18 protein-coding genes, 1 tRNA gene and 1 other RNA gene are annotated in these 19,659 nt (G+C 73.2%); 14 read left to right on the top strand and 6 right to left on the bottom strand.

Features of this window, described 5'->3' with window-relative positions:
- The first annotated feature begins 258 nt into the window (after positions 1 to 258).
- The 3 genes from ATJ88_RS16220 to ATJ88_RS16210 are packed head-to-tail and all read left to right on the top strand — an operon-like array spanning position 259 to position 3,490.
- The gene (locus ATJ88_RS16220; RefSeq protein WP_342744860.1) at positions 259 to 2,037 is read left to right on the top strand and encodes an ABC transporter ATP-binding protein; all 1,779 of its coding nucleotides are present in this window, start codon (positions 259 to 261) and stop codon (positions 2,035 to 2,037) included.
- On the top strand, positions 2,034 to 2,894 hold the full coding sequence (locus tag ATJ88_RS16215) for an energy-coupling factor transporter transmembrane component T (protein ID WP_098464721.1): 861 nt from the start codon (positions 2,034 to 2,036) through the stop codon (positions 2,892 to 2,894). The genes ATJ88_RS16220 and ATJ88_RS16215 overlap by 4 nt, the downstream gene beginning before the upstream one ends.
- 14 nt (positions 2,895 to 2,908) lie before the next feature.
- Positions 2,909 to 3,490: an ECF transporter S component gene (locus ATJ88_RS16210; RefSeq protein ID WP_098464720.1), complete on the top strand. Its 582-nt coding sequence runs from the start codon at positions 2,909 to 2,911 to the stop codon at positions 3,488 to 3,490.
- 479 nt (positions 3,491 to 3,969) lie between these two features.
- Here the strand turns inward: ATJ88_RS16210 and ATJ88_RS16205 are convergent, their stop codons facing one another.
- Positions 3,970 to 4,200 (bottom strand): DUF4231 domain-containing protein, encoded by a 231-nt coding sequence (locus tag ATJ88_RS16205; protein ID WP_245852505.1) that lies wholly within the window; start codon positions 4,198 to 4,200, stop codon positions 3,970 to 3,972.
- A 77-nt stretch (positions 4,201 to 4,277) separates the two neighbouring features.
- On the opposite strand from ATJ88_RS16205, the gene ATJ88_RS16200 reads away from it, so the two are divergent.
- From ATJ88_RS16200 to ATJ88_RS16175, 6 genes are all read left to right on the top strand, one after another.
- On the top strand, positions 4,278 to 4,898 hold the full coding sequence (locus tag ATJ88_RS16200) for a mycothiol-dependent nitroreductase Rv2466c family protein (RefSeq protein WP_425432691.1): 621 nt from the start codon (positions 4,278 to 4,280) through the stop codon (positions 4,896 to 4,898).
- Between the two features lie 36 nt (positions 4,899 to 4,934).
- Entirely contained in the window at positions 4,935 to 5,858 is a 924-nt protein-coding gene (locus ATJ88_RS16195; protein WP_098464719.1) for an LLM class F420-dependent oxidoreductase, read from the top strand.
- 261 nt (positions 5,859 to 6,119) lie between these two features.
- Positions 6,120 to 7,889 carry a glycosyltransferase family 2 protein gene (locus ATJ88_RS16190; protein WP_098464718.1) on the top strand — a complete coding sequence of 590 codons (1,770 nt, stop codon included), beginning with the start codon at positions 6,120 to 6,122 and terminating at the stop codon, positions 7,887 to 7,889.
- On the top strand, positions 7,886 to 8,617 hold the full coding sequence (locus ATJ88_RS16185; protein ID WP_098464717.1) for an efflux RND transporter periplasmic adaptor subunit: 732 nt from the start codon (positions 7,886 to 7,888) through the stop codon (positions 8,615 to 8,617). The genes ATJ88_RS16190 and ATJ88_RS16185 overlap by 4 nt, the downstream gene beginning before the upstream one ends.
- Positions 8,614 to 10,713: a glycosyl hydrolase gene (locus ATJ88_RS16180; protein WP_098464716.1), complete on the top strand. Its 2,100-nt coding sequence runs from the start codon at positions 8,614 to 8,616 to the stop codon at positions 10,711 to 10,713. The genes ATJ88_RS16185 and ATJ88_RS16180 overlap by 4 nt, the downstream gene beginning before the upstream one ends.
- A gap of 133 nt (positions 10,714 to 10,846) precedes the next feature.
- The gene (locus tag ATJ88_RS16175) at positions 10,847 to 12,190 is read left to right on the top strand and encodes a uracil-xanthine permease family protein (RefSeq protein WP_098464715.1); all 1,344 of its coding nucleotides are present in this window, start codon (positions 10,847 to 10,849) and stop codon (positions 12,188 to 12,190) included.
- A gap of 2 nt (positions 12,191 to 12,192) precedes the next feature.
- On the opposite strand, the gene ATJ88_RS16170 is transcribed toward ATJ88_RS16175, so the two are convergent.
- Together ATJ88_RS16170 and ATJ88_RS16165 are read right to left on the bottom strand one after the other, a co-directional pair.
- A complete protein-coding gene (locus tag ATJ88_RS16170; protein ID WP_098464714.1) occupies positions 12,193 to 12,858 on the bottom strand; it encodes a LytR C-terminal domain-containing protein in 666 nt (221 codons plus the stop codon).
- A gap of 37 nt (positions 12,859 to 12,895) precedes the next feature.
- The gene (locus tag ATJ88_RS16165) at positions 12,896 to 13,192 is read right to left on the bottom strand and encodes a type II toxin-antitoxin system VapB family antitoxin (RefSeq protein ID WP_098464713.1); all 297 of its coding nucleotides are present in this window, start codon (positions 13,190 to 13,192) and stop codon (positions 12,896 to 12,898) included.
- Between the two features lie 160 nt (positions 13,193 to 13,352).
- On the opposite strand from ATJ88_RS16165, the gene ATJ88_RS16160 reads away from it, so the two are divergent.
- Positions 13,353 to 14,657: a glycoside hydrolase family 6 protein gene (locus ATJ88_RS16160; RefSeq protein WP_098464712.1), complete on the top strand. Its 1,305-nt coding sequence runs from the start codon at positions 13,353 to 13,355 to the stop codon at positions 14,655 to 14,657.
- 75 nt (positions 14,658 to 14,732) lie between these two features.
- On the opposite strand, the gene ATJ88_RS16155 is transcribed toward ATJ88_RS16160, so the two are convergent.
- Positions 14,733 to 14,817, bottom strand: a tRNA-Ser gene (locus ATJ88_RS16155).
- 159 nt (positions 14,818 to 14,976) lie between these two features.
- Here ATJ88_RS16155 and ffs point away from each other — a divergent pair.
- From ffs to ATJ88_RS16135, 4 genes are all read left to right on the top strand, one after another.
- Positions 14,977 to 15,073: signal recognition particle sRNA small type (ffs, locus tag ATJ88_RS16150), an RNA gene on the top strand.
- Between the two features lie 361 nt (positions 15,074 to 15,434).
- Positions 15,435 to 16,331, top strand: a complete 897-nt coding sequence (locus ATJ88_RS16145) for a MetQ/NlpA family ABC transporter substrate-binding protein (RefSeq protein WP_098464711.1) — start codon at positions 15,435 to 15,437, stop codon at positions 16,329 to 16,331.
- A gap of 261 nt (positions 16,332 to 16,592) precedes the next feature.
- A complete protein-coding gene (locus tag ATJ88_RS16140) occupies positions 16,593 to 17,801 on the top strand; it encodes a methionine ABC transporter ATP-binding protein (protein WP_170023676.1) in 1,209 nt (402 codons plus the stop codon).
- Positions 17,801 to 18,454 carry a methionine ABC transporter permease gene (locus ATJ88_RS16135; RefSeq protein WP_098464709.1) on the top strand — a complete coding sequence of 218 codons (654 nt, stop codon included), beginning with the start codon at positions 17,801 to 17,803 and terminating at the stop codon, positions 18,452 to 18,454. The genes ATJ88_RS16140 and ATJ88_RS16135 overlap by 1 nt, the downstream gene beginning before the upstream one ends.
- Positions 18,455 to 18,462: 8 nt before the next feature.
- On the opposite strand, the gene ATJ88_RS18440 is transcribed toward ATJ88_RS16135, so the two are convergent.
- Positions 18,463 to 19,113 (bottom strand): hypothetical protein, encoded by a 651-nt coding sequence (locus ATJ88_RS18440; RefSeq protein WP_170023674.1) that lies wholly within the window; start codon positions 19,111 to 19,113, stop codon positions 18,463 to 18,465.
- The gene (locus ATJ88_RS18435; RefSeq protein WP_170023672.1) at positions 19,110 to 19,655 is read right to left on the bottom strand and encodes a hypothetical protein; all 546 of its coding nucleotides are present in this window, start codon (positions 19,653 to 19,655) and stop codon (positions 19,110 to 19,112) included. The genes ATJ88_RS18440 and ATJ88_RS18435 overlap by 4 nt, the downstream gene beginning before the upstream one ends.
- Positions 19,656 to 19,659: the final 4 nt, after the last annotated feature.

Genomic DNA, 19,659 nt, shown 5'->3' with positions numbered 1-19,659 from the left:
GCGAGCGGGCGGTCCGTCACGACACACGCCGAGCCCGCGCCGACTCCTCCGAGCCGGCGCGGGCTCCCGCGACCCAGCGCGCACTCCCGCGAGTCAGCGCAGACTCTCGCGACTCAGCGCGGGCTCCCGCGAGTCAGCGCAGACTCTCGCGACTCAGCGCGGATTCCGGCCAGTCAGCGCAGACTCCGCCGAGTCAGCGCACGTCTGGTCCGTGGGCGACTCTCGCCAGCGCAGGTGAGGTTTGCCTATCCTGTGCCGGTGACCTCTGCCCTGCTCGAGCTGCGCGGCCTGCGCGTCCGGCACCACCTGCCGCTCGACGACGGCTCCCACGCGCTCGCGGCCCCGGCCCCCGACGGCGTGGACCTCGCCGTGCACCCCGGCGAGGTCGTCCTCCTGCTCGGCCCGTCGGGCTGCGGCAAGTCCACCCTCGCGCTCGCCGCGACGGGGCTCGTCCCGCACGTGGTGACGGCCGACGTCACCGGCGCGGTGCACGTCGTCGGGCGCGACGTCGCCACGACCCGACCGCCGCTCCTCGCCGACGCCGTCGCGACGGTCTTCCAGGACCCGGACGCGCAGGTCGTCACCGCGACGGTGCTCGACGAGGTGTGCTTCGCCCCCGAGAACCTGTGCCTGCCCGCGACCGCGGTGCTGGCCCGCGCCGAGTCGGCGCTCCGGGAGGTCGGTCTGTGGGACCGGCGCGACGACGACCCCGCCGTCCTGTCCGGTGGCGGGCGGCAGCGTCTCGCGCTCGCCTGCGCGCTGGCGTCCGGCGCCCGGCTGCTCGTCCTCGACGAGCCCACCGCCAACCTCGACCCCGCGGGCGTCGAGGAGGTGTACGCCGTCCTGCGCCGTCTGACGGCGTCGGGGGAGCGGGGCGTGCTGCTCGTCGAGCACGACCTCGACGCCGCGGTGCCCGTCGCGGACCGGGTCGTCGTGCTCGACGGCGCAGGCCGGGTCGTGGCCGAGGGCCCCGTCCGGGACGTCCTCGCCGGACAGGCCGACCGGCTCGCGGCGCTCGGCGTCTGGCTGCCCACGGCGACGCTCGCCGCGCTGCGCCTGCGCGACGCGGGCGTCGTCCTCGACCCGCTGCCGCTGCTGCCCGCCGAGCTGACCGCCGCCCTCGACGCGCTGCCCACGCTCCCGCCGCCCGGCGGCACCACTGGCGCGACGGCCGCGCGCGCCGCCCTCGGACCTGGCACGGCGCGACCCGAGCCCGTGGTGCAGGTCCGAGGGCTCACGCTGCGACGGGGCGACCGCACCGTCCTGCACGACGTCGACGTGGACGTCGCCCGCGGGGAGCTCGTCGCGCTCGTCGGCGCGAACGGTGCCGGCAAGACGACGCTCGCGCAGCTCCTCGCCGGGGTGCACCGACCGCGCCGGCGGGACGTCACCGGGTCCGTCCGCGTCGCCGGGCTCGACCCGCGTCGCGCCCGGGTGCGGGACCTCACCGCGTCCGTCGGGTTCGTCTTCCAGAACCCGGAGCACCAGCTCGTCACGTCCCGCGTCGACGACGAGCTCGCCCTCGGCCTGCGCCGCAGCGGCCTGACCGACGACGAGGTCGCGGCCCGCGTCGACGAGGTCCTGCACCGCTTCGGCCTCGCGGACCTGCGCGACCGCCACCCCTTCTGGCTGTCCGGCGGGCAGAAGCGCCGCCTCTCCGTCGGCACCGCCCTCATGACCCGCCCCGACGTGCTCGTCCTCGACGAACCGACCTACGGCCAGGACCGGGAGCGCGCCGTCGAGCTCGTCGACCTCCTCACGGCGCTGCACGACGACGGCACCACCGTCGTCGTGGTCTCCCACGACATGCAGCTCGTCGCCGAGCACGCGACGCGCGTCGTCGCGCTCGCGGACGGCCGGGTCGTCGCGGACGGCGCACCGGGGGACGTGCTCGGCGACGACGACGTCCTGCACGCCGCCGGTCTGCGCGTCCCCGCGCTGGCCCGCGCGACCCGTGCGCTGCGGGACCCCGCCTGGCGGGGCGTGGCCCGGCTGGCGGACCTCCCGACCCGTCGCCTCGCCGGGGTGGACGCATGAGCGCGGCGACCACCGCCGGGACCCGCGGGACCCCGCCCGTCACCCCGGCGCGCGTCGCCGCCACCACTTCGGACGGCGCCGCGCCCCGTCGCGGGAGCCTCGCCGACCTGCGCACCTACCACCCGCTGGTGAAGATCCTCGGTCCGCTGCCCGTCATGGTCGCGGTCGTCGCGTCCCGCGACGTGCTCACCCCGACGCTCGTCGCGGCCGCCACCCTCGGCGCGATCCTCGTCATGGCGCGCCCTCGCGGCCGGACCCTCGCCGGCCTGCTCGCGGGACTGCCCGCGCTGTGCCTGGTCATGACGGTCTCCTTCGGCGTCCTGACCGACCCCGCGCAGGTCGACCACACGCGACTCCTCGTCGCCGTCGGCCCGTTCGAGCTGTGGTCGGGGGCGCTCGCCGTCGGCCTCGCGACGGCGCTGCGCACCACGGCGCTGCTCCTGCTCGTCCTGCTCGGCGGGCTCACCACCACCGGCACCGACCTCGTGCGGGCCTTCACCCAGCAGCTCCGGCTCCCGTACCGCGTCGGCTGGGCGGCGCTCGCCGCGCTGCGGTTCGTGCCCCGGTTCGCCCACGAGCTGGAGGTCATCCAGGGCGCGCACCGGGTGCGGGGCGTCGCCGACGGCCGCGGCCCCCTCGCGGCGATGCGTCGGTGGCTCGCGACCGTCGTGCCGCTGCTCGCCGGTGGCATCCGGCACGCCGAACGTGTCTCCCTCGCGATGGAGTCCCGCGGGTTCGGCGCCCACCCGCGCCGCACCGAACGCGTCGTCGTGCCGTGGGGCGCGCGCGACGTCGTCCTGCTCGTCTCGATCTGGGTCGTCGGCGCCGCGTGCGTCGTGGCCCCCACCCTCGTCTGACCCTGGAGCGTCCGATGTCCTCGCTGACCACCCGCTACCTCATGACGTGCGCCGCCATCGGCGCCGCCCTGGGCGTCCTGCTCATCCCCGCGAACTTCGTCAGCGCACCGCTGGCCGCCGCCGCGCCGATGGCGTACGCCCCGCTGGTGGGGCTGTGGATCATCGGGCCGGTGCTCGCCACCGCCCTCGTGCGCCGTCCCGCGGCGGCCCTGCTGACGTCGTTCGTCGCCGGCGTCGTGTCGTCCGCGTCGCCCGTGGGCGCCTGGTCGATCGTCACCTGCCTCATGGCGGGCGCCGCCGTCGAGCTGGCGTTCCTCGTCACCCGCTACCGCGTCTGGAGGTCGTGGCTGTTCTACGTCGACGCGGTCGTCCTGGGAGTCCTGTACGTCGCGTCCGGCTGGGCCGCGTTCGACATGGCCGCGATGTCGCCGGTCGTCCTCGTGACGTTCGTCGTGCTCATGGTGGGCAGCTTCGTCGTGTGCACCGCGCTCGGCCTGCTGCTGGCCCGCAAGCTCGCACGGGTCGGTGTCGCGCGGGGTCTCGCCCCCGCACCGGTCCGCACCGCGGTGCCAGAGCCCACCGCCCCGACCTCCTGACGACCCTCGCGACTCAGCGCTTACCGACGCGACTCAGCGCAGAACCCCGCGACTCAGCGCAGAACTTCGCCACTCAGCACAGAACCCCGCCTCTCAGCGCAGAACTCCGCGAGTCAGCGCACCGTCTGGCGAGTCAGCGCTCTCCGACGCGACTCAGCGCAGAACCCCGCCACTCAGCGCTCTCCGACGCGACTCAGCGCAGTTGTGCGCGAGTCAGCGCAAGCTGCCACCGGTCAGTGCTGGTTGCGGGACCGACATCGGACGCGACGCTGAAAGGACGTGGGAGGGGGTCGCGCGTCGTCGTCAGACCCGAAGTGGAGGGCGCCCTGCGCCCGTGAACGCGACGTCGCGCGGCCCCCTCCCACGTCCGGAACCCGAGCGCGCCACGCTGACTCGCGGGAATCCGCGCTGACTCGCCGGGACCTGCGCTGACTCGCCGGGACCTGCGCTGACTCGCGGGAATCTGCGCTGAGTGGCGCTCAGTCGCGGCGGTCGGGTTCGTCGAAGCCGGCCGGCGGGTGGAGGAGGCGCTGGAGGTAGCGGACCTCGCGGACGGCGATGGCGGCGGCGAGGACGAACGGCAGCCACGCCCAGGTGCGTCCGCGGAGGGCGGCGACGAGGGCGACGAGGGCGATGACGCCGGCGCCGACGACGGTGGCGACGCTGGACCAGCGGACCTCGCGGACGGCGCGGACGACGTTCTGCAGCACCCTGCGAGGCTACCGGTCCGAGGGCGCGGCGGGTCACCGACGTCGGTGCGGGCGGCGAGCGGGGGTACCGTGCGGTGGTGACTTCCACCGAGACCGCCATGCCCGTCGTCGACGTGTACGTCGACCCCTTCTGCCCGTTCGCCTGGGTGACGTCCCGTTGGGCGCTCGAGGTCGCGGAGCACCGTGACGTCGCGCTGACGTTCAAGCAGATGAGCCTGTACCTGCTGAACGCGGACAAGGACATCCCGGCGGACTACCGGGAGATGCTGGCGTCGAGCCGTGGCCCGGGCCGGGTGGCGTCGGCGGTGCAGACGGAGCACGGTGCGGAGGCGTTCGGCCGCTTCTACACGGCGTGGGGCACGCGCTGGCACGACGCGAAGGTGCGTGACGTCGACGTGGTGGTGGCGGAGTCGCTGGCCGAGGCGGGTCTCCCGGCGGAGCTGGCGCAGGCTGCGTCGTCGGACAAGTACGACGCGGCGCTGGAGCAGAGCCATCACGCGGGCATGGACCCGGTGGGCGACGAGGTGGGGACGCCGACGTTCCACGTGGACGGGGTGGCGTTCTTCGGTCCGGTGCTGACGCGGGTGCCGCGCGGCGAGGAGGCGGTGGGGATCTTCGACGCGGCGGTGACGCTGGCGGCGTACCCGCACTTCTTCGAGCTGAAGCGGACGCGTACCGAGTCGCCCGTCCACGACTGACCTGGCCTGTCCTGCACCGAGCACTTCTGGAGAATCATGACTCTCGACCTGCGTATCTTCACGGAGCCCCAGCAGGGGGCGTCGTACGACACCCAGCTCGCCGTCGCGCTGGCGGCGGAGCGGCTGGGGTTCGGCGCGTTCTTCCGCAGCGACCACTATCTGGCGATGGGTGGGGACGGGCTGCCGGGGCCGACGGACTCGTGGACGACCTTGGCGGGTCTGGCGCGGGAGACGTCGACGATCCGGTTGGGGACGTTGGTGTCGTCGGCGACGTTCCGCCATCCGGGGGTGCTGGCGATCCAGGTGGCGCAGGTCGACCAGATGTCGGGCGGCCGGGTGGAGCTGGGTCTGGGGGCGGGCTGGTTCGCGGCGGAGCACGCGGCGTACGGCATCCCGTTCCCGGCGAAGCGGTTCGGTCTGCTGGAGGAGCAGCTGGAGGTCGTCACGGGTCTGTGGGGTACGCCGGCGGGGGAGACGTTCAGCTTCTCGGGCGAGCACTACACGCTGACGGACTCGCCGGCGTTGCCGAAGCCGGCGCAGGCGCGGATCCCGATCGTGGTGGGTGGCGGCGGCCCGCGTCGCACGCCGGCGCTGGCGGCGCGGTTCGCGGACGAGTACAACCAGTCGTTCCCGGAGTTCGACACGATCGGGCCGCGGATCGCGGTGATCGAGGAGGCGTTGGCGGCGGCGGGTCGTGAGCCGGGGTCGTTGACGCAGTCGGTGGCGCTGGTGTCGGCGGTCGGCCGGGACGAGGCGGAGTTCGCGCGTCGTGCGGCGGCGATCGGCCGGGAGCCGGCGGAGCTGAGGGAGCACGGGATCGCGGGCACGGTGTCGGAGGCGGTGGACCGGTTGGGTGCGCTGCGCGACGCGGGTGTGGAGCGGGTGTACCTGCAGGTCCTGGACCTGCAGGACCTGGACCACCTGGACCTGGTGGCGCGGGAGGTCGCGACGCAGCTCTGAGCGTCCCCGCCGTCGGCACCGGTGACCGGCGGGCCGGTGCCGTGTGAACGGGCGGTTGCGGGCAGAGCCTCCGGGCGTTGCGGGCTCGTGGAGATTCCCGTCCGGTGTGCCCGGACCGGTGACAGCGGGGCGTGACGACCGTACGTTGTGAGCAGACGAGGAAGTGGGTTCCCCAGTGCGGGGGACCCACTTTCTGCGTCCCGGGGGAGGTCTCCCCGTCGTGCTGGACCGAGTCCGACCGCCTCGTGATGGGACACGCCGATGACCACGCTCGACACGCGCACCCCGGAGCTCCCGTTCCCTGCGGGTCCTCCGCCGGTGCCGACCACGACGATCCAGGGCGACCCGCAGGCTGCGGCTCGCCGTCGGGACGCGAACGCGGCGGCGCACTCGCCGTCGCTGATGCTGATCATGATGCTGGCCACCCTGGGTGCGGTGGCGTACGCGGTGTTCCTGCTGGACCCGGACCATCGGGGTGACTGGCTGCCGTACGCGCTGGTGATCACGGCGGAGTGCGTGCTGCTGGGGCTGGCGCTGCTGGCGATGTGGACGGTGCTGTCGTCGGGGTACAACCCGCGCGACTTCGCGTACCACCATGCGCGGGACCGGATGTTCGACGCGCCGGAGATCCTGCGCGAGGGGGTGGCGGACGACCCGACGCGGTGGCGCCTGTACCTGCACGACCGTCCGGTGGAGGTCGACGTCTTCGTCACGACGTGCGGGGAGGACGTGGACACGATCGCGCGGACGGTGCGCGCGGCGATGGCGGTGCACGGGTCGCACCGGACGTGGGTGCTGGACGACGGCCGGGACGACGAGGTGCGGGACCTCGCGGCGACGCTGGGTGCCCGGTACGTGCGGCGGATGTCGAGCGGCGGGCAGAAGGCCGGGAACATCAACCACGCGTTGAGCATCGCGAAGGGTGACCTGTTCGTGGTGCTGGACGCCGACTTCGTGCCGAAGCCGGACCTGCTCGTCGAGATGGTCCCGTTCTTCGTGCGTGACGACGTCGCGTTCGTCCAGTCGCCGCAGACGTACGGCAACATGCACACCCTCATCTCGCGCGGTGCCGGGTACATGCAGGCCGTGTTCTACCGGTTCGTGCAGCCGGGCCGGAACAGGTTCAACGCGGCGTTCTGCGTGGGGACGAACGTGATGTTCCGTCGCGAGGCCATCGACGACATCGGCGGCATGTGCACGGACTCGAAGTCGGAGGACGTGTGGACGTCCCTGCACCTGCACGAGCGCGGCTGGCGGTCCGTCTACATCCCGCAGACTCTTGCCGTCGGCGACACCCCGGAGACGATCGTCGCGTACGCGAAGCAGCAGCTGCGCTGGGCGACGGGCGGGTTCGAGATCCTGCTGCAGCACAACCCGCTGTCGCCCCGCCGCAAGCTGACCGTCGACCAGCGGCTGCAGTACTTCGTCACCTCGACCCACTACCTGTCGGGGATCGCGCCGCTGCTGCTCCTGCTGGTGCCGCCGCTGCAGATCTACCTGGACCTCGCCCCGATGCGGCTGGACGTGTCGGTGGGCACGTGGCTGCTGTACTACCTGGGGTTCTACGGCCTGCAGATCGCGCTGGCGTTCTTCACGCTCGGGTCGTTCCGCTGGGAGGTGCTGCTGCTGTCGGCGGTGTCCTGGCCGATCTACGTCAAGGCGTTCTGGAACGCCCTGACCGGCAAGCAGCAGGCCTGGTCGGTCACGGGGCGGACCGGCGGCGCCACGTCCCCGTTCGAGGTGATCGTGCCGCAGGTGCTGTGCTTCGTGTTCCTGCTGGTCACCTCCGTGGTGGGGGTGTGGAAGCACGGCGGCGACGACGGCCTGCCGGGCCTCTCGGTGGCCTGGAACATCACCAACACCGTCATCCTCGGCGGCTTCCTCGTGACGGCGCTGCGCGAGCACCGGGCCGCCGTGCGCGAGCAGCGCGCCGCGCGCCGACCGGCCCGGGCCGCCCGCCGGGCCGATGTAGTACCGCCCACCCGTCGGGCCACCCGGCGCGACGTCGTGACCACCGGAGGTGCCGCATGACCTGGGCCACGAGACTCAAGCTCGCCGTCGGCGTCGTCGTCGTCCTGGCGCTGTGCGCCACGCTCACGCTGGTGCTGAACCGCCGGCTGACCCAGGCGACGTCGTCGCAGGCCACGATCGTGTCGGAGGACGTCGCGGTCGGCACGGACTACGCGGGCACGATCCTGCAGTCGTTCGTCGAGGAGGGCGACACCGTCGCGGCGGGCGAGCCCCTGTTCAGCCTGCGCAGCCTCGTCCTCGCGCACGACCTGTCCGTGGGACTGGTGTCGAAGCGGGCGTCGGTCAACGAGGTGACGGACGACGGCGAGATCACGGTCGTCGCGCCGGTCGACGGCGTCGTCGCGGAGATCGACGCGACGCAGGGCGGATTCATCCAGGCGGGCGAGGTCGTCGCGACGCTGCACGAGGCGGGCACGACCCGCGTGGACGCGCAGATGCTGCTCGACCCGGCGGACTTCGCCCGCATCGAGAAGGGCTCCTACGTCCGCATCGTGCTGCCGGACCAGACGGAGGTGCCCGGCGAGGTCGCGTCCGTCGCCGTGCAGAACACCCGCAACCGTGCGGAGGCGACGGTGTCGGTGGTCAGCCCGACCCTGGACCAGCAGGCCGCCGACGAGCTCGTGCTGCCCGGCACCCCCGTGGTGGCGCGCGTCGAGCTGCGCGACGACGGACCCCTGGCCGGGCCCGACCTCGCGTTCCAGCGGTTCCTGCAGAGGCTGGGCCTGTGACCCGGACGCGTCGCGTCCTCGCCGCGGCGGCGGTCGTGACCCTGCTCGCGGGGTGCACGACGGCGGACGTCGTCTCCGCGCCGGCGCCGGCCGCGTCCGGGGTCACGGTGACGGACGCCGAGGCGCCCGACGTCGACGTGGCGTCGCTGCCCGACGCCGACGCCCCGGCCGTCCCGATGCGGCTCGCGGACGGGCTCGCCCCGCCGACGAACCGCTGGTTCTCCGGGCTGGTGTTCGGCGACGTCCCGCAGCCCGTGTTCCCCCTGCCCGTCTCGGTCGGCCTCACCGCGTCGGGGTTCGCCTACGGCCTGCCGGACGTGTCCGCGGACGGCACGCTCGTCATGGGCGGGCACGCGGCGCAGGTGCAGGCCGACCTGGGCGAGCCCGTGACCGGTGTCGTGTCGGGCTACGACGCGGCCACCGTCGTCGTCGACCTCGTCGCGGGCGACGACGCGGTGCTCGGCACCCTGCGCCTCACCCGCGGCTCCCCGGTGGTCACCTACACCGCGGGCCGCGACCAGGACCTCGCTCTCGGCCGGCCCTTCGCCGCGACGGACGGCCTGCCCGCCGACGTCGCCGCGACGGACGTCGAGGGGCGCACCCACGTGCTCGTCGGGGCGGACGGCCTCGACGTCACCGGCGTCCTCGCCGAGGACGGTACGTCGCTGGCGCTCGCGGCGGACGACACGGTGTCGTGGCTGGTCGCTCCGGACGGCGGCGAGGGGTCGCTCGGTGACCTCGTCGAGGCGGTCCGCGACCCGGTGGTCGCCGCGGAGGTGGGGTACGCGACGTCCGCGGACGACGTCACCACCGATCTCACCTGGGCGACGGCGGGCGGTGGTCCGGCGGTGGTCGTGCGGTTCCCGCACCAGGGGGACGCCGCGGACGACGTGACGTGCGGGCTCGGCACGTACGCCACGGTGCTCGGCACGGCCGACGTCTGTCTCGCGACGACCCTCGGCTGGACGGTGCCCGCCCGCGAACCGGCGGCCGCTCCCGACCTGTCCGGCGTGGACGCCGGCCTGCGTGACGAGCTCGCCGACCAGGTGCGTGCGGACGCCGCCGCGGTGCTCGCGGAGGTGCGTCCGGCGGACACCTACTTCGGCGGCAAGGCCCTGGCGCGGGACGCGAACCTGTGGTCGCTGGCCCGCGAGCTGGGGCTGGACGGCGTCGCCGCCGACCTGCACGACTCCCTCGTGACGGACCTGCGCACCTGGACCGAGCCGGACGGCTGCACGACCCGCCCCGAACGCTGCTTCACGTTCGACGGGTCCCTGCGCACCGTCGTCGGGCAGGCGCCGTCGTTCGGCAGCGACGAGGGCAACGACCACCACTTCCACTACGGCTACCTGCTCTACGCGGCGGGCGTGCTGGCGGCCGACGACCCGGCGCTGGGCGACGACCTCGCGCCGGTGGTCGACCTGCTCGCGGCGGACGTGGCCGCGGGCGCGGACGTGCCGGTCGACGGTGGCGCCCCGATGCCCGCGCTGCGGGTGTTCGACGTCGTCATGGGGCACTCGTGGGCGTCCGGCCAGGCGCCGTTCGGGGACGGGAACAACCAGGAGTCGTCGTCGGAGGCGGTGAACGCGTGGAACGGGCTCGCGCTGTGGGCGGACGCCCGCGGCGACGACGCCCTCGCGGGGGAGGCGCGCTGGCTGCTGTCCGCGGAGGCGGCGTCCGCGCGGGCCTACTGGACGGACTTCGACACCGCCGACCCCGCGGTCGACGGGTTGGAGGCGTCCGTGACGTCGCTCGTGTGGGACGGCAAGCGGGAGCGCGCCACGTGGTTCTCCGCGGAGCCGAGCGCGGCCCTGGGGATCCTCGTGCTGCCCGTCACGGGAGTCTCGACGTACCTGGGCGGCGACCCGGACCGGGTGCGGGCGAACCTCGTCGAGGCGCTCGGCACCGACGACCTGTGGGCGGACCCCGCGACCTGGGACGTCATGTTCGGCGACCAGCTCCTCGGGTACGCGGCCCTGCTCGGGCCGCAGGACGCCGCCGCGGCGCTCGACGTCGCCCGGGACCTGCCGGACGAGCGCATCGACGACGGCTCCACCCGCGCCTGGCTGCTCGCCTGGATCGCGTCGCGCACCTGACCGCAGCGGCGGGTTCGGCCAGGGGGGCGGTGCCGGTCGGCGTGAGTCAGCCCACGCCGGGACCAGCGGGATGCTGCGGTCCGCGCGGGTACAGTGAGGCGACTCTTCACACCTTCTTCACGGACGGAGCATCATGCAGCGCGGATGGACCACGCACGGCGACGGTCGCCGGGTCGCCCCGGGCGAGGTCGTCGCCCCCGGCGAACGGCTCTCGTGGCCGCGGACGATCGGCATCGGCCTCCAGCACATCGTCGCCATGTTCGGTGCGACGTTCCTCGTCCCGCTGATCACGGGCTTCCCGCCGTCGACGACGCTGTTCTTCTCGGCGATCGGCACCATCGGGTTCCTGCTCATCACGGGCAACCGCCTGCCGAGCTACCTGGGGTCGAGCTTCGCGTTCATCGCGCCCATCGGCGCGGCGACGGCGTCCGGCGGCCACTCGGCGGCGGTCGGCGGCATCCTCGTCACCGGTCTCCTGCTCGTGCTGGTCGGCGTGGTCGTGCACTTCGCGGGCCCGCGCTGGATCGACGTCGTCATGCCCCCGGTCGTCACGGGCGTCATCGTCGCCCTCATCGGCCTCAACCTGGCCCCGGCCGCCTGGAACAACTACCAGCTCGCCCCGGTGACCGCCACCGTCACCCTGGCGTCCGTGGTGCTCATCTCCGTGCTGTTCCGCGGCATCCTGGGGCGTCTGTCCATCCTCCTCGGCGTCCTGGTCGGCTACGTCGTCGCGGTCGTCCGCGGCGAGGTGGACTTCAGCCAGGTCGAGCAGGCGGACCTCTTCGGTCTCCCGGACTTCACCGCGCCGACGTTCGACCTGTCGGTCCTCGGGCTCTTCCTGCCCGTCGTGTTCGTCCTCGTCGCCGAGAACGTCGGCCACGTGAAGTCGGTCGCCGCGATGACCGGCCAGAACCTCGACGACCGGATGGGCCGCGCGCTCATCGCCGACGGCGTGGCGACCACGCTCGCCGGCACCGGCGGCGGCTCCGGCACCACCACGTACGCCGAGAACATCGGCGTCATGGCCGCCACCCGCGTCTACTCCACCGCCGCGTACTGGGTGGCGGGCATCGGTGCGCTGCTGCTGTCGTTCTCCCCGGTGTTCGGCGAGATCATCAACAGTGTGCCCGTCGGCGTCCTCGGCGGCGTCACCACGGTGCTGTACGGCATGATCGGCGTGCTCGGGTTCCGCATCTGGGTGCAGAACAAGGTGGACTTCGCCGACCCGGTGAACCTCACGACGGCGGCCGTGCCGCTCATCATCGGCATCGCCAACTACACGTGGGGCGTGGGCGACCTCGTGTTCGAGGGCATCGCGCTCGGCACTGCGGCCGCCCTGGTGATCTACCACCTCATGCGGACGATCGGCCGCTGGCGCGGGACGACCGCGGAGATCGCCTCCCCGGCGTCCGCGTCGATGACGGACGACCGCGTCGACGACTCCCCGGTGGGGTCGGACGGGACGACGTCCGACTGACGTCAGGCGTCCTCGGGCGGGGCCTCTTCCTGGGGGTCCCGCCCGAGCCCGTACTCGCGCGCGACGGGGGTGATCTCGTCGACCGGCTGGCAGCCCGGCAGGTTCTGCATCGGCTGGTCCGCCGCGAGCGGGACCTCCTCGACCGGCAGCGGCTCCACCCACTCCGTGCCGACGACGAGGTCCACGACGGCGCCGTTGCGGTCGTCGAGGATCAGCTCGATGTCGGGGAACTGCGCGGCGAGCGTGTAGGCCGCGACGACCCCCTTCGCGCCGTACCGGATCTCGGACAGGCCCTCGACGGGGCGGGAGAAGTCGCCGGAGTCGCGGACGTCGAAGCCGCGCTCGCTGAGGACCTCCTCGTTGGCGCCGGCGAGGGCGAACCGGTCGTCCGCGGCGTTGTAGATCCGCACCCGCACCTTGTCGTACGCCAGCGGGAGGGTGCCGTCGGCGGACTCCGGCAGGCAGGCCGGGCGCATGGCGGTGGCCGTGGCCGCCGGGGTGTGGATCGGCTCGGCGAACGGCGCCTCGATCGTGTCCGTGTAGATGGCGACGGCACCCAGGCCGACCAGCACGAGGAACGCCAGCAGCAGCCCGAAGATCACGGCCTGGCGTTCGTGCTTGCGGCGGCGCCGGGTGACGCGTGCCGGGTCCTGAGCTGTCGAGGTCACGCGACGAAACTACCCGAGAATCCGAGAATCACCGGCCTCACGCCACCGTGAGGACGCGAGCGTGGAGGATGGGCCGCTGCTGGAGGGCGGCCCGGACGGCGCGGTGCAGACCGTCCTCCAGGTAGAGCACCCCGTGGTACTCGACGACGTGGGCGAAGAGGTCGCCGAAGAACGTGGAGTCGTCGGCCAGCAGGGCGTCGAGGTCGAGGGTCCGCTTGGTCGTCACGAGCTCGTCGAGGCGCACCTGTCGGGGCGGGACGTCCGACCAGTCCCCGACGCCGTCGCGTCCGTGGTCCGGGTAGGGGCGTCCTGCGCCCACGGCCTTGAAGATCATGGCTGCCATCGTAGGGGGCACCGGTCGGGCCGGGCCGGGCGCCCGGCGGGGTCGGGTCGGCTGGTGTGGGCCCCGCGGATGCGGGACACTGGTGCCCTGACCGGCGTGGTAGCGCTTCCACAGCCGGTCGGGACCACCGTCCGATCAAAGGAGATCGATCATGTCCCACCACGCCGGTGCGCCCGCGCTCCGTCGGGTGGCGGCGATCGCCGCCGCCGCGCTCCTCACCGTTCCCGCACTGGTCGCCGGCTCCGCGTCGGCGGCCCCGCCGCCGCCCCGCGACCCCGTCCTGTGGACGAACCCCGACAGCTCCACCCGGCAGCACGTCGCCGAGCTCGACCTCCAGGGCGACGCCCGCGCCGACGCCGAGGCCCTCGCCGCCGTGCCGACCGCCACCTGGTTCACCGGCGGCACCCCCGTCAGCGTCAAGCAGGACGTCAAGGACGTCGTCGTGCACGCGCACGCCGCCGGCCAGGTGCCCGTGCTCGTCGCCTACAACCTGCCGTTCCGCGACTGCGCCCAGTACTCCGCGGGCGGCGCCACCAGCGCCGCCGAGTACGAGGCGTGGATCGACGCGTTCGCCCGCGGCATCGGCAACAAGCAGGCGATCGTCGTCCTCGAGCCGGACGGCCTGGGGATCATCCCCTGGTACACGACGTTCGAGGGCACCGAGGAGTGGTGCCGACCCGCCGAGGCCGACGCGGAGACCGCCGCCGCCGAGAGGTTCGCCATGCTGAACCACGCCGTCGACGCCTTCGCGGGCCTCGCCGGCACCTCGGTCTACCTGGACGGCACCCACAGCGGGTGGCTCAACGTCGGCGACATCACGGACCGGCTGCTCCAGGCGGGCGTCGAGCGCGCCGACGGGTTCTTCCTCAACGCCTCCAACTACGAGCACACGACCAACGTCACCGCCTACGGCCGCTGGATCAGCTCGTGCCTCGCGCTGGTCACGGAGGTGGGCGGCGCGCCGGGCGACTGCGGCAACCAGTACTGGAACGGCGGCCCGGCCACCGACTGGCAGGGCACGGCCATGACGTCGTTCGCCCCGTGGTCGTCGGGTCCGCTCGACGAGGTACCGCTGGACCGCAACACGCTCGGCATCGACTCGCGGTACGCGGCGGCGCTGGGCGACGTCGAGCCGTCCACGCACTTCGTGATCGACACCTCCCGCAACGGGCAGGGGCCGTGGGACCCGTCGACGTCGGCGAACACCTACCCGGACGCCGAGACGTGGTGCAACCCGCCGGACCGCGGGCTCGGTGCGCGACCCACGCTCGACGTCGACGACCCGCTGGTCGACGCGTACCTGTGGATCAAGGTGCCGGGGGAGTCGGACGGCCAGTGCTACCGCGGCACGGGCGGCCCGCTCGACCCCGAGCGCGGGATGGTCGACCCGCCGGCCGGCCAGTGGTTCGTCGAGCAGGCGGACGAGCTGATCGCCCTCGCCGACCCGGCGTTCTGACGTGACCTCGTCCCCGCCGGTGCGTCCGGCGGGTACGACGAAGGCCCGCACCGTTCGGTGCGGGCCTTCGGCCGGCGGAGGATGGGGGATTCGAACCCCCGAGGGCGTGAACCCAACACGCTTTCCAAGCGTGCGCCATAGGCCGCTAGGCGAATCCTCCTTTGGTGCCACCCGCTGCACGTCTGCGCAGGCAACTTCAGCAGAATAGCGGACGCAGGGCCCGGACTCCGAATCGGGGTGCTGTGAGGTGCACGACCCGCTCGCGAGGCCGGGGTGCGGACGGGTTTCGGAACAGGCCCGGGTCTCGGTTAGGGTGGGGGCAGACCCCTCGTGCGGCACCATCTCGCCGAACTCCCCCAGGGCCGGAAGGCAGCAAGGGTAAGTGAGCTCTGGTGGGTGCGCGAGGGGTCCTTTGCTGCCCGACGATGGGCGTTTTGCCCCGTTCTCGGCACCGATCTCGCGATGCGGACGTCGAATCGTCCGAAGAGTGGGATTTCCCGGGTTCCGAGTTGGAGAACCCGCCCCCCGGATGGTCATCTGGTGCCATGCACCGCACCGTCAGCCCAGCACCCAGCCCCGCGCGCCGCACCCTGCGCGCCGGCATGTGCTGTCCTGCGGCCAGCGGGCGAATGCGCCGGGGCTGACACGCCCCCGCCCCCACCGCCGTCGACCACCGACGGCTCGCCCGCCGCGCGCTGATGGCCGCGGCTCGCACCCCTCACCCTCCCCGCACCGGCGAGACCCGCCGTCGTGCAGCCCTGCCCGAAGGACACCATCGTGAACCTGCGCTCCACCCTGCTCGCCGCCGGCACCCTCGCCTCCGTCCTCGCCCTCGCCGCCTGCGGTGGCGACAGCGAGGCCGCCGCCCCCGCCGCCGGCACCCCCGAGGACCCGATCCGCATCGGCGTCGTCTCCTCCGGCGAGGACTACTGGACCACCTTCACCGAGGCCGCCGCGGCCGAGGGCATCACCGTCGAGATCGAGAACTTCTCCGACTACCAGCTGCCCAACCAGGGGCTGTCCGACGGCGACCTCGACCTCAACCAGTTCCAGCACCTGCAGTTCCTCGCCGGCTACAACGTGGCCCGCGGCGACGACCTCACCCCCATCGGCGCCACCGCCGTCTATCCGCTCGGCCTCTACTCGACCGCCCACGCGAGCCTCGACGAGATCCCCGCCGGCGGCCAGGTCGCCATCCCCAACGACGAGACCAACCAGGCGCGCGCCCTTCTCGTCCTCCAGGAGGCCGGCCTCCTCACGCTGCGCGACGGCGGCAACTCGTTCTCCACCCCCGCCGACGTCGTCGCCGAGGAGTCGAAGGTCACCGTCACCCCCGTCGACGCCGCGCAGACCGCGCTCGCCCTCCAGGACGTCGACGCGTCGATCATCAACAACGACTTCGTCGGCGACGCCGGCCTCACCGTCGACGACGCGATCTTCTCCGACGACCCCGACGCGTCGGCCGCCGAGCCCTACATCAACATCTGGGTCTCCCGGGCCGAGGACGCCGACGACGAGACGCTGAACAAGCTCGTCGACATCTTCCACACCACCGAGGTCGAGGAGGGCGTCATCGAGGCCTCCGGCGGCACCGGCGTCATCAAGGACAACGACGCCGCCGACCTCCAGGCCATCCTCGACGGCATCGAGACGAACCTTGCCGCCCAGGGCTGATCCGTCCCGCCCGCGAGTCAGCGCAGGTTCCGCCGAGTCAGCGCAGGTTCCCGTGACTCAGCGCAGATCCGTCCGAGTCAGCGCGGGATCCTGCAAGATCCCGCGCTGACTCGCGGCCGACAGCGCTGACTCGCGGGTTCCCGCGCTGACTCGCGGAGAGTTGCGCTGAGTCACGGGAACCTGCGCTGAGTCGCGGAGAGTTGCGCTGAGTCGCGGGGAGCCGCGCTGAGTCGCGGTCGAGAGTCGTTCGAAAGGAGAGTCGTGAGCGAGCCCATCATCAGCTTTCGCGACGTCGTCAAGGAGTTCCCCGCCCCCCGAGGGTTCCGTCGGGGACGGCGTCACGGCGCCGCCGTGCGGGCCGTCGACGGCGTCACGCTGGACGTCGCGGCCGGGGAGATCTTCGGCGTCATCGGCTACTCGGGCGCCGGCAAGTCCACGCTCGTGCGGCTCGTCAACGCCCTGGAGACGACGACGTCCGGCGCGGTCGTCGTCGACGGCACCGACCTCACGGGGCTGAGCGAGGCGCGCCTGCGACCGGTCCGCGCCGGCATCGGCATGATCTTCCAGCAGTTCAACCTGCTGTCGTCGCGCACGGTCGCGGGGAACGTCGCCTACCCGCTGGATGTCGCGGGCTGGTCCCGCGCCGACCGGGACGCCCGGGTCGCCGAGCTGCTCGACTTCGTCGGCATCGCGGACAAGGCGGGCGTCCACCCCGCGAAGCTGTCCGGCGGGCAGAAGCAGCGCGTCGGCATCGCCCGGGCGCTGGCCGCGAACCCGCGGATCCTCCTCGCCGACGAGGCCACGAGCGCGCTCGACCCCGAGACCACGGCCGACGTCCTCGCCCTGCTGCAGCGCGTGAACCGCGAGCTCGGCATCACCGTCGTCGTCATCACGCACGAGATGGAGGTCGTGCGGTCCATCTGTCACCGCGTGGCCGTCATGGAGCACGGCCGCGTCGTCGAGGTCGGGGACGCCTACTCCATCTTCAGCGCCCCGCGCCACGCGGTCACGCGTCGCTTCGTCGCCTCGGCCCTGCGGGACCGCCCGTCCGACGCCGTCCTCGCACGGCTGCGCACCCGGCACGCCGGGCGCATCGTCACGGTCCGGGTCGACGAGGTCGCCGGGTCGTCCGCCCAGGTGATGGGCGCGCTCGCCGAGCACGGCGTCACCGGCACCATCGTCTACGGCGGCATCTCCGAGGTCGCGGAGCGCCCCTACGGGTCGCTCACCCTCGAGCTCGTCGGGTCCGACGACGCCGTCACGGCCGCGCTCGACGCGCTGCGGCGCGTGACGGTCGTCGCCGACCACGGCACCGCCGCCCGGCCGGTCGACGACGCGGGCGACCTGCCCGCCGCCCCGGACGACGTCGTCGAGCCGGGCCAGACCCGACCGACCGCCGACCTGCCGCCCCGGCTGCCGGGCGGCGGCACGTTCGGCGGCACCACCGCAGCCCTGGGAGGGATCGACTGATGAGACCTGATCTCGCACCTCTGCTGGTCGACGCGTTCGGCCAGACCGTGTACATGGTGCTCATCACGCTGGTCGTGGGCGGGTTCTTCGGCCTCGTGATCGGGCTGGGGCTGTACCTGACGCGGCCGGGCAACCTGCTGGCGAACCGGGGCGTGTTCGCCGTGCTGAACCTCGCAGTGAACGTGGTGCGGCCGGTGCCGTTCCTCATCTTCCTGGTGGCACTCGGCCCGGTGACGCGTGCCGTCGTCGGCACGACGATCGGCATCGAGGCGTTCACGTTCGCGATGTGCGTGATGGCGTCGTTCGTGTTCGCGCGCCTGGTGGAGCAGAACCTGGTGTCGATCGACCCGGGGGTCATCGAGGCGGCCCGTGCGATGGGGGCGACGCCGCTGCGGATCGTCCGCACCGTCGTCGTGCCGGAGGCGCTGTCGCCGTTGATCCTCGGCTACACGTTCCTGTTCGTGGGCGTGCTCGACATGTCGGCGATCGCCGGGTACCTGGGCGCGGGCGGTCTGGGTGACTTCGCGATCCAGTACGGGTACCGCCAGTACGACTGGGCGGTGACGGCCGTCGTCGTGGTCATCATCGTCGTCATCGTGCAGCTGGTGCAGTGGCTGGGGAACACGCTCGCGAAGCGGGCGCTGCGTCGCTGACGGCGGGCTCAGAACAGCTTCTTGTCCTTGACGACGCGTCCGTCGCGCAGGACCCAGCGCTGACCGGTGTCGTCCACGGCGGCGAACCGGTGCTCCTCGGTCCCGCCGCCCCAGCCGAGCTTCGCGGTCTGCATCCACGCGTCGGTGAGGACCGCGGGCGTCGAGTCCGCGGCGACGCGGGTGAAGAAGTGCTTCTTGCCCGCCAGGAATCCCTTGCCGAGCGCGGCGTCGACCATCTTCCAGCCGGTGACGTCGCGGAAGCCCAGCATGGCGTGGGCGCCGAACAGGACGCCGAGGTCGGCGACGAGCTGGTTGTTGCCGAGGGTGCTGCACCCGCCCCACAGCACGAGCCGGGGGACGACGCCGAGGTCCGCCGAACCGCGACGGAGGGTCGCCGACTCCTTGCCCGAGGCGAGCTCGATCCTGTCGGCGTGGAAGGTGAGCGTGACGTCGCCGGCGTCGTTGGACAGCTCGCGCCCACCGAAGTGGCCCCCGAGGTAGAGCCACTCGTGGTCGTGGGCGAAGAAGTCCTTCAGCTCGGCGAGGGTCGGGGCGGACTTCTTGATCGGCGCGGTCGCGGTGAACCCGAGCGCGACCGCGCCGGCCTGGAAGGTCGACGCGTCGCCGCGGCTGCCGAGGCTCAGGATCCCGACCCTCACGGCAGGCTCCGCACCATCTGGCGCCCGCCCGCGTCCCGCACCTCGACGAGGTGCTCCTCGCCGAGCCACCGGACCGCCGCGTCGAGCTCGGCCCGGGGGACCCGCAGCTCGGCCCGCAGGGCCGTCATCGACAGCGGGCGGCCGGACCGTTCGAGGGCGGCGAGGACGCGCCCCGCGGCGCCGCCGGTCTCCTGCGGCACGGGCGCGACGTCGGCGTCCTGCGGGGCGTCGTCCGTCGGCGGCGGGTCGGCGAGCGCGGGCTCGGCGAGCGCCCCCATCTTGCGGAACGCCTCCACGTACGGCAGCAGCAGGGCGTGGATCGCCTGGGCTCGCTCGCCCACGGCGCCGAAGCGCGCTCCGGACGGCTGGCCGCTGGAGGCCGCCCACATCCGTTGGCCGAGGAGGGTGTCGGCGAGCTGGCCGTACTGCTCGGCGCCCTCGGCGAACCCGGACCGGCGCAGGGCGTCCTCGAAGTGGGTGAGGATCGTCTCGGCGGTGGCGACGGTCCGCACGATGTTGCGGGTCAGCTCGTCCACGGACATCGGC

The organism is Isoptericola jiangsuensis (assembly GCF_002563715.1).
GTDB lineage: Bacteria > Actinomycetota > Actinomycetes > Actinomycetales > Cellulomonadaceae > Isoptericola > Isoptericola jiangsuensis.
Note: the sequence above shows the minus strand (reverse complement) of the source record. Positions and strands in the feature narration are given on the sequence as shown.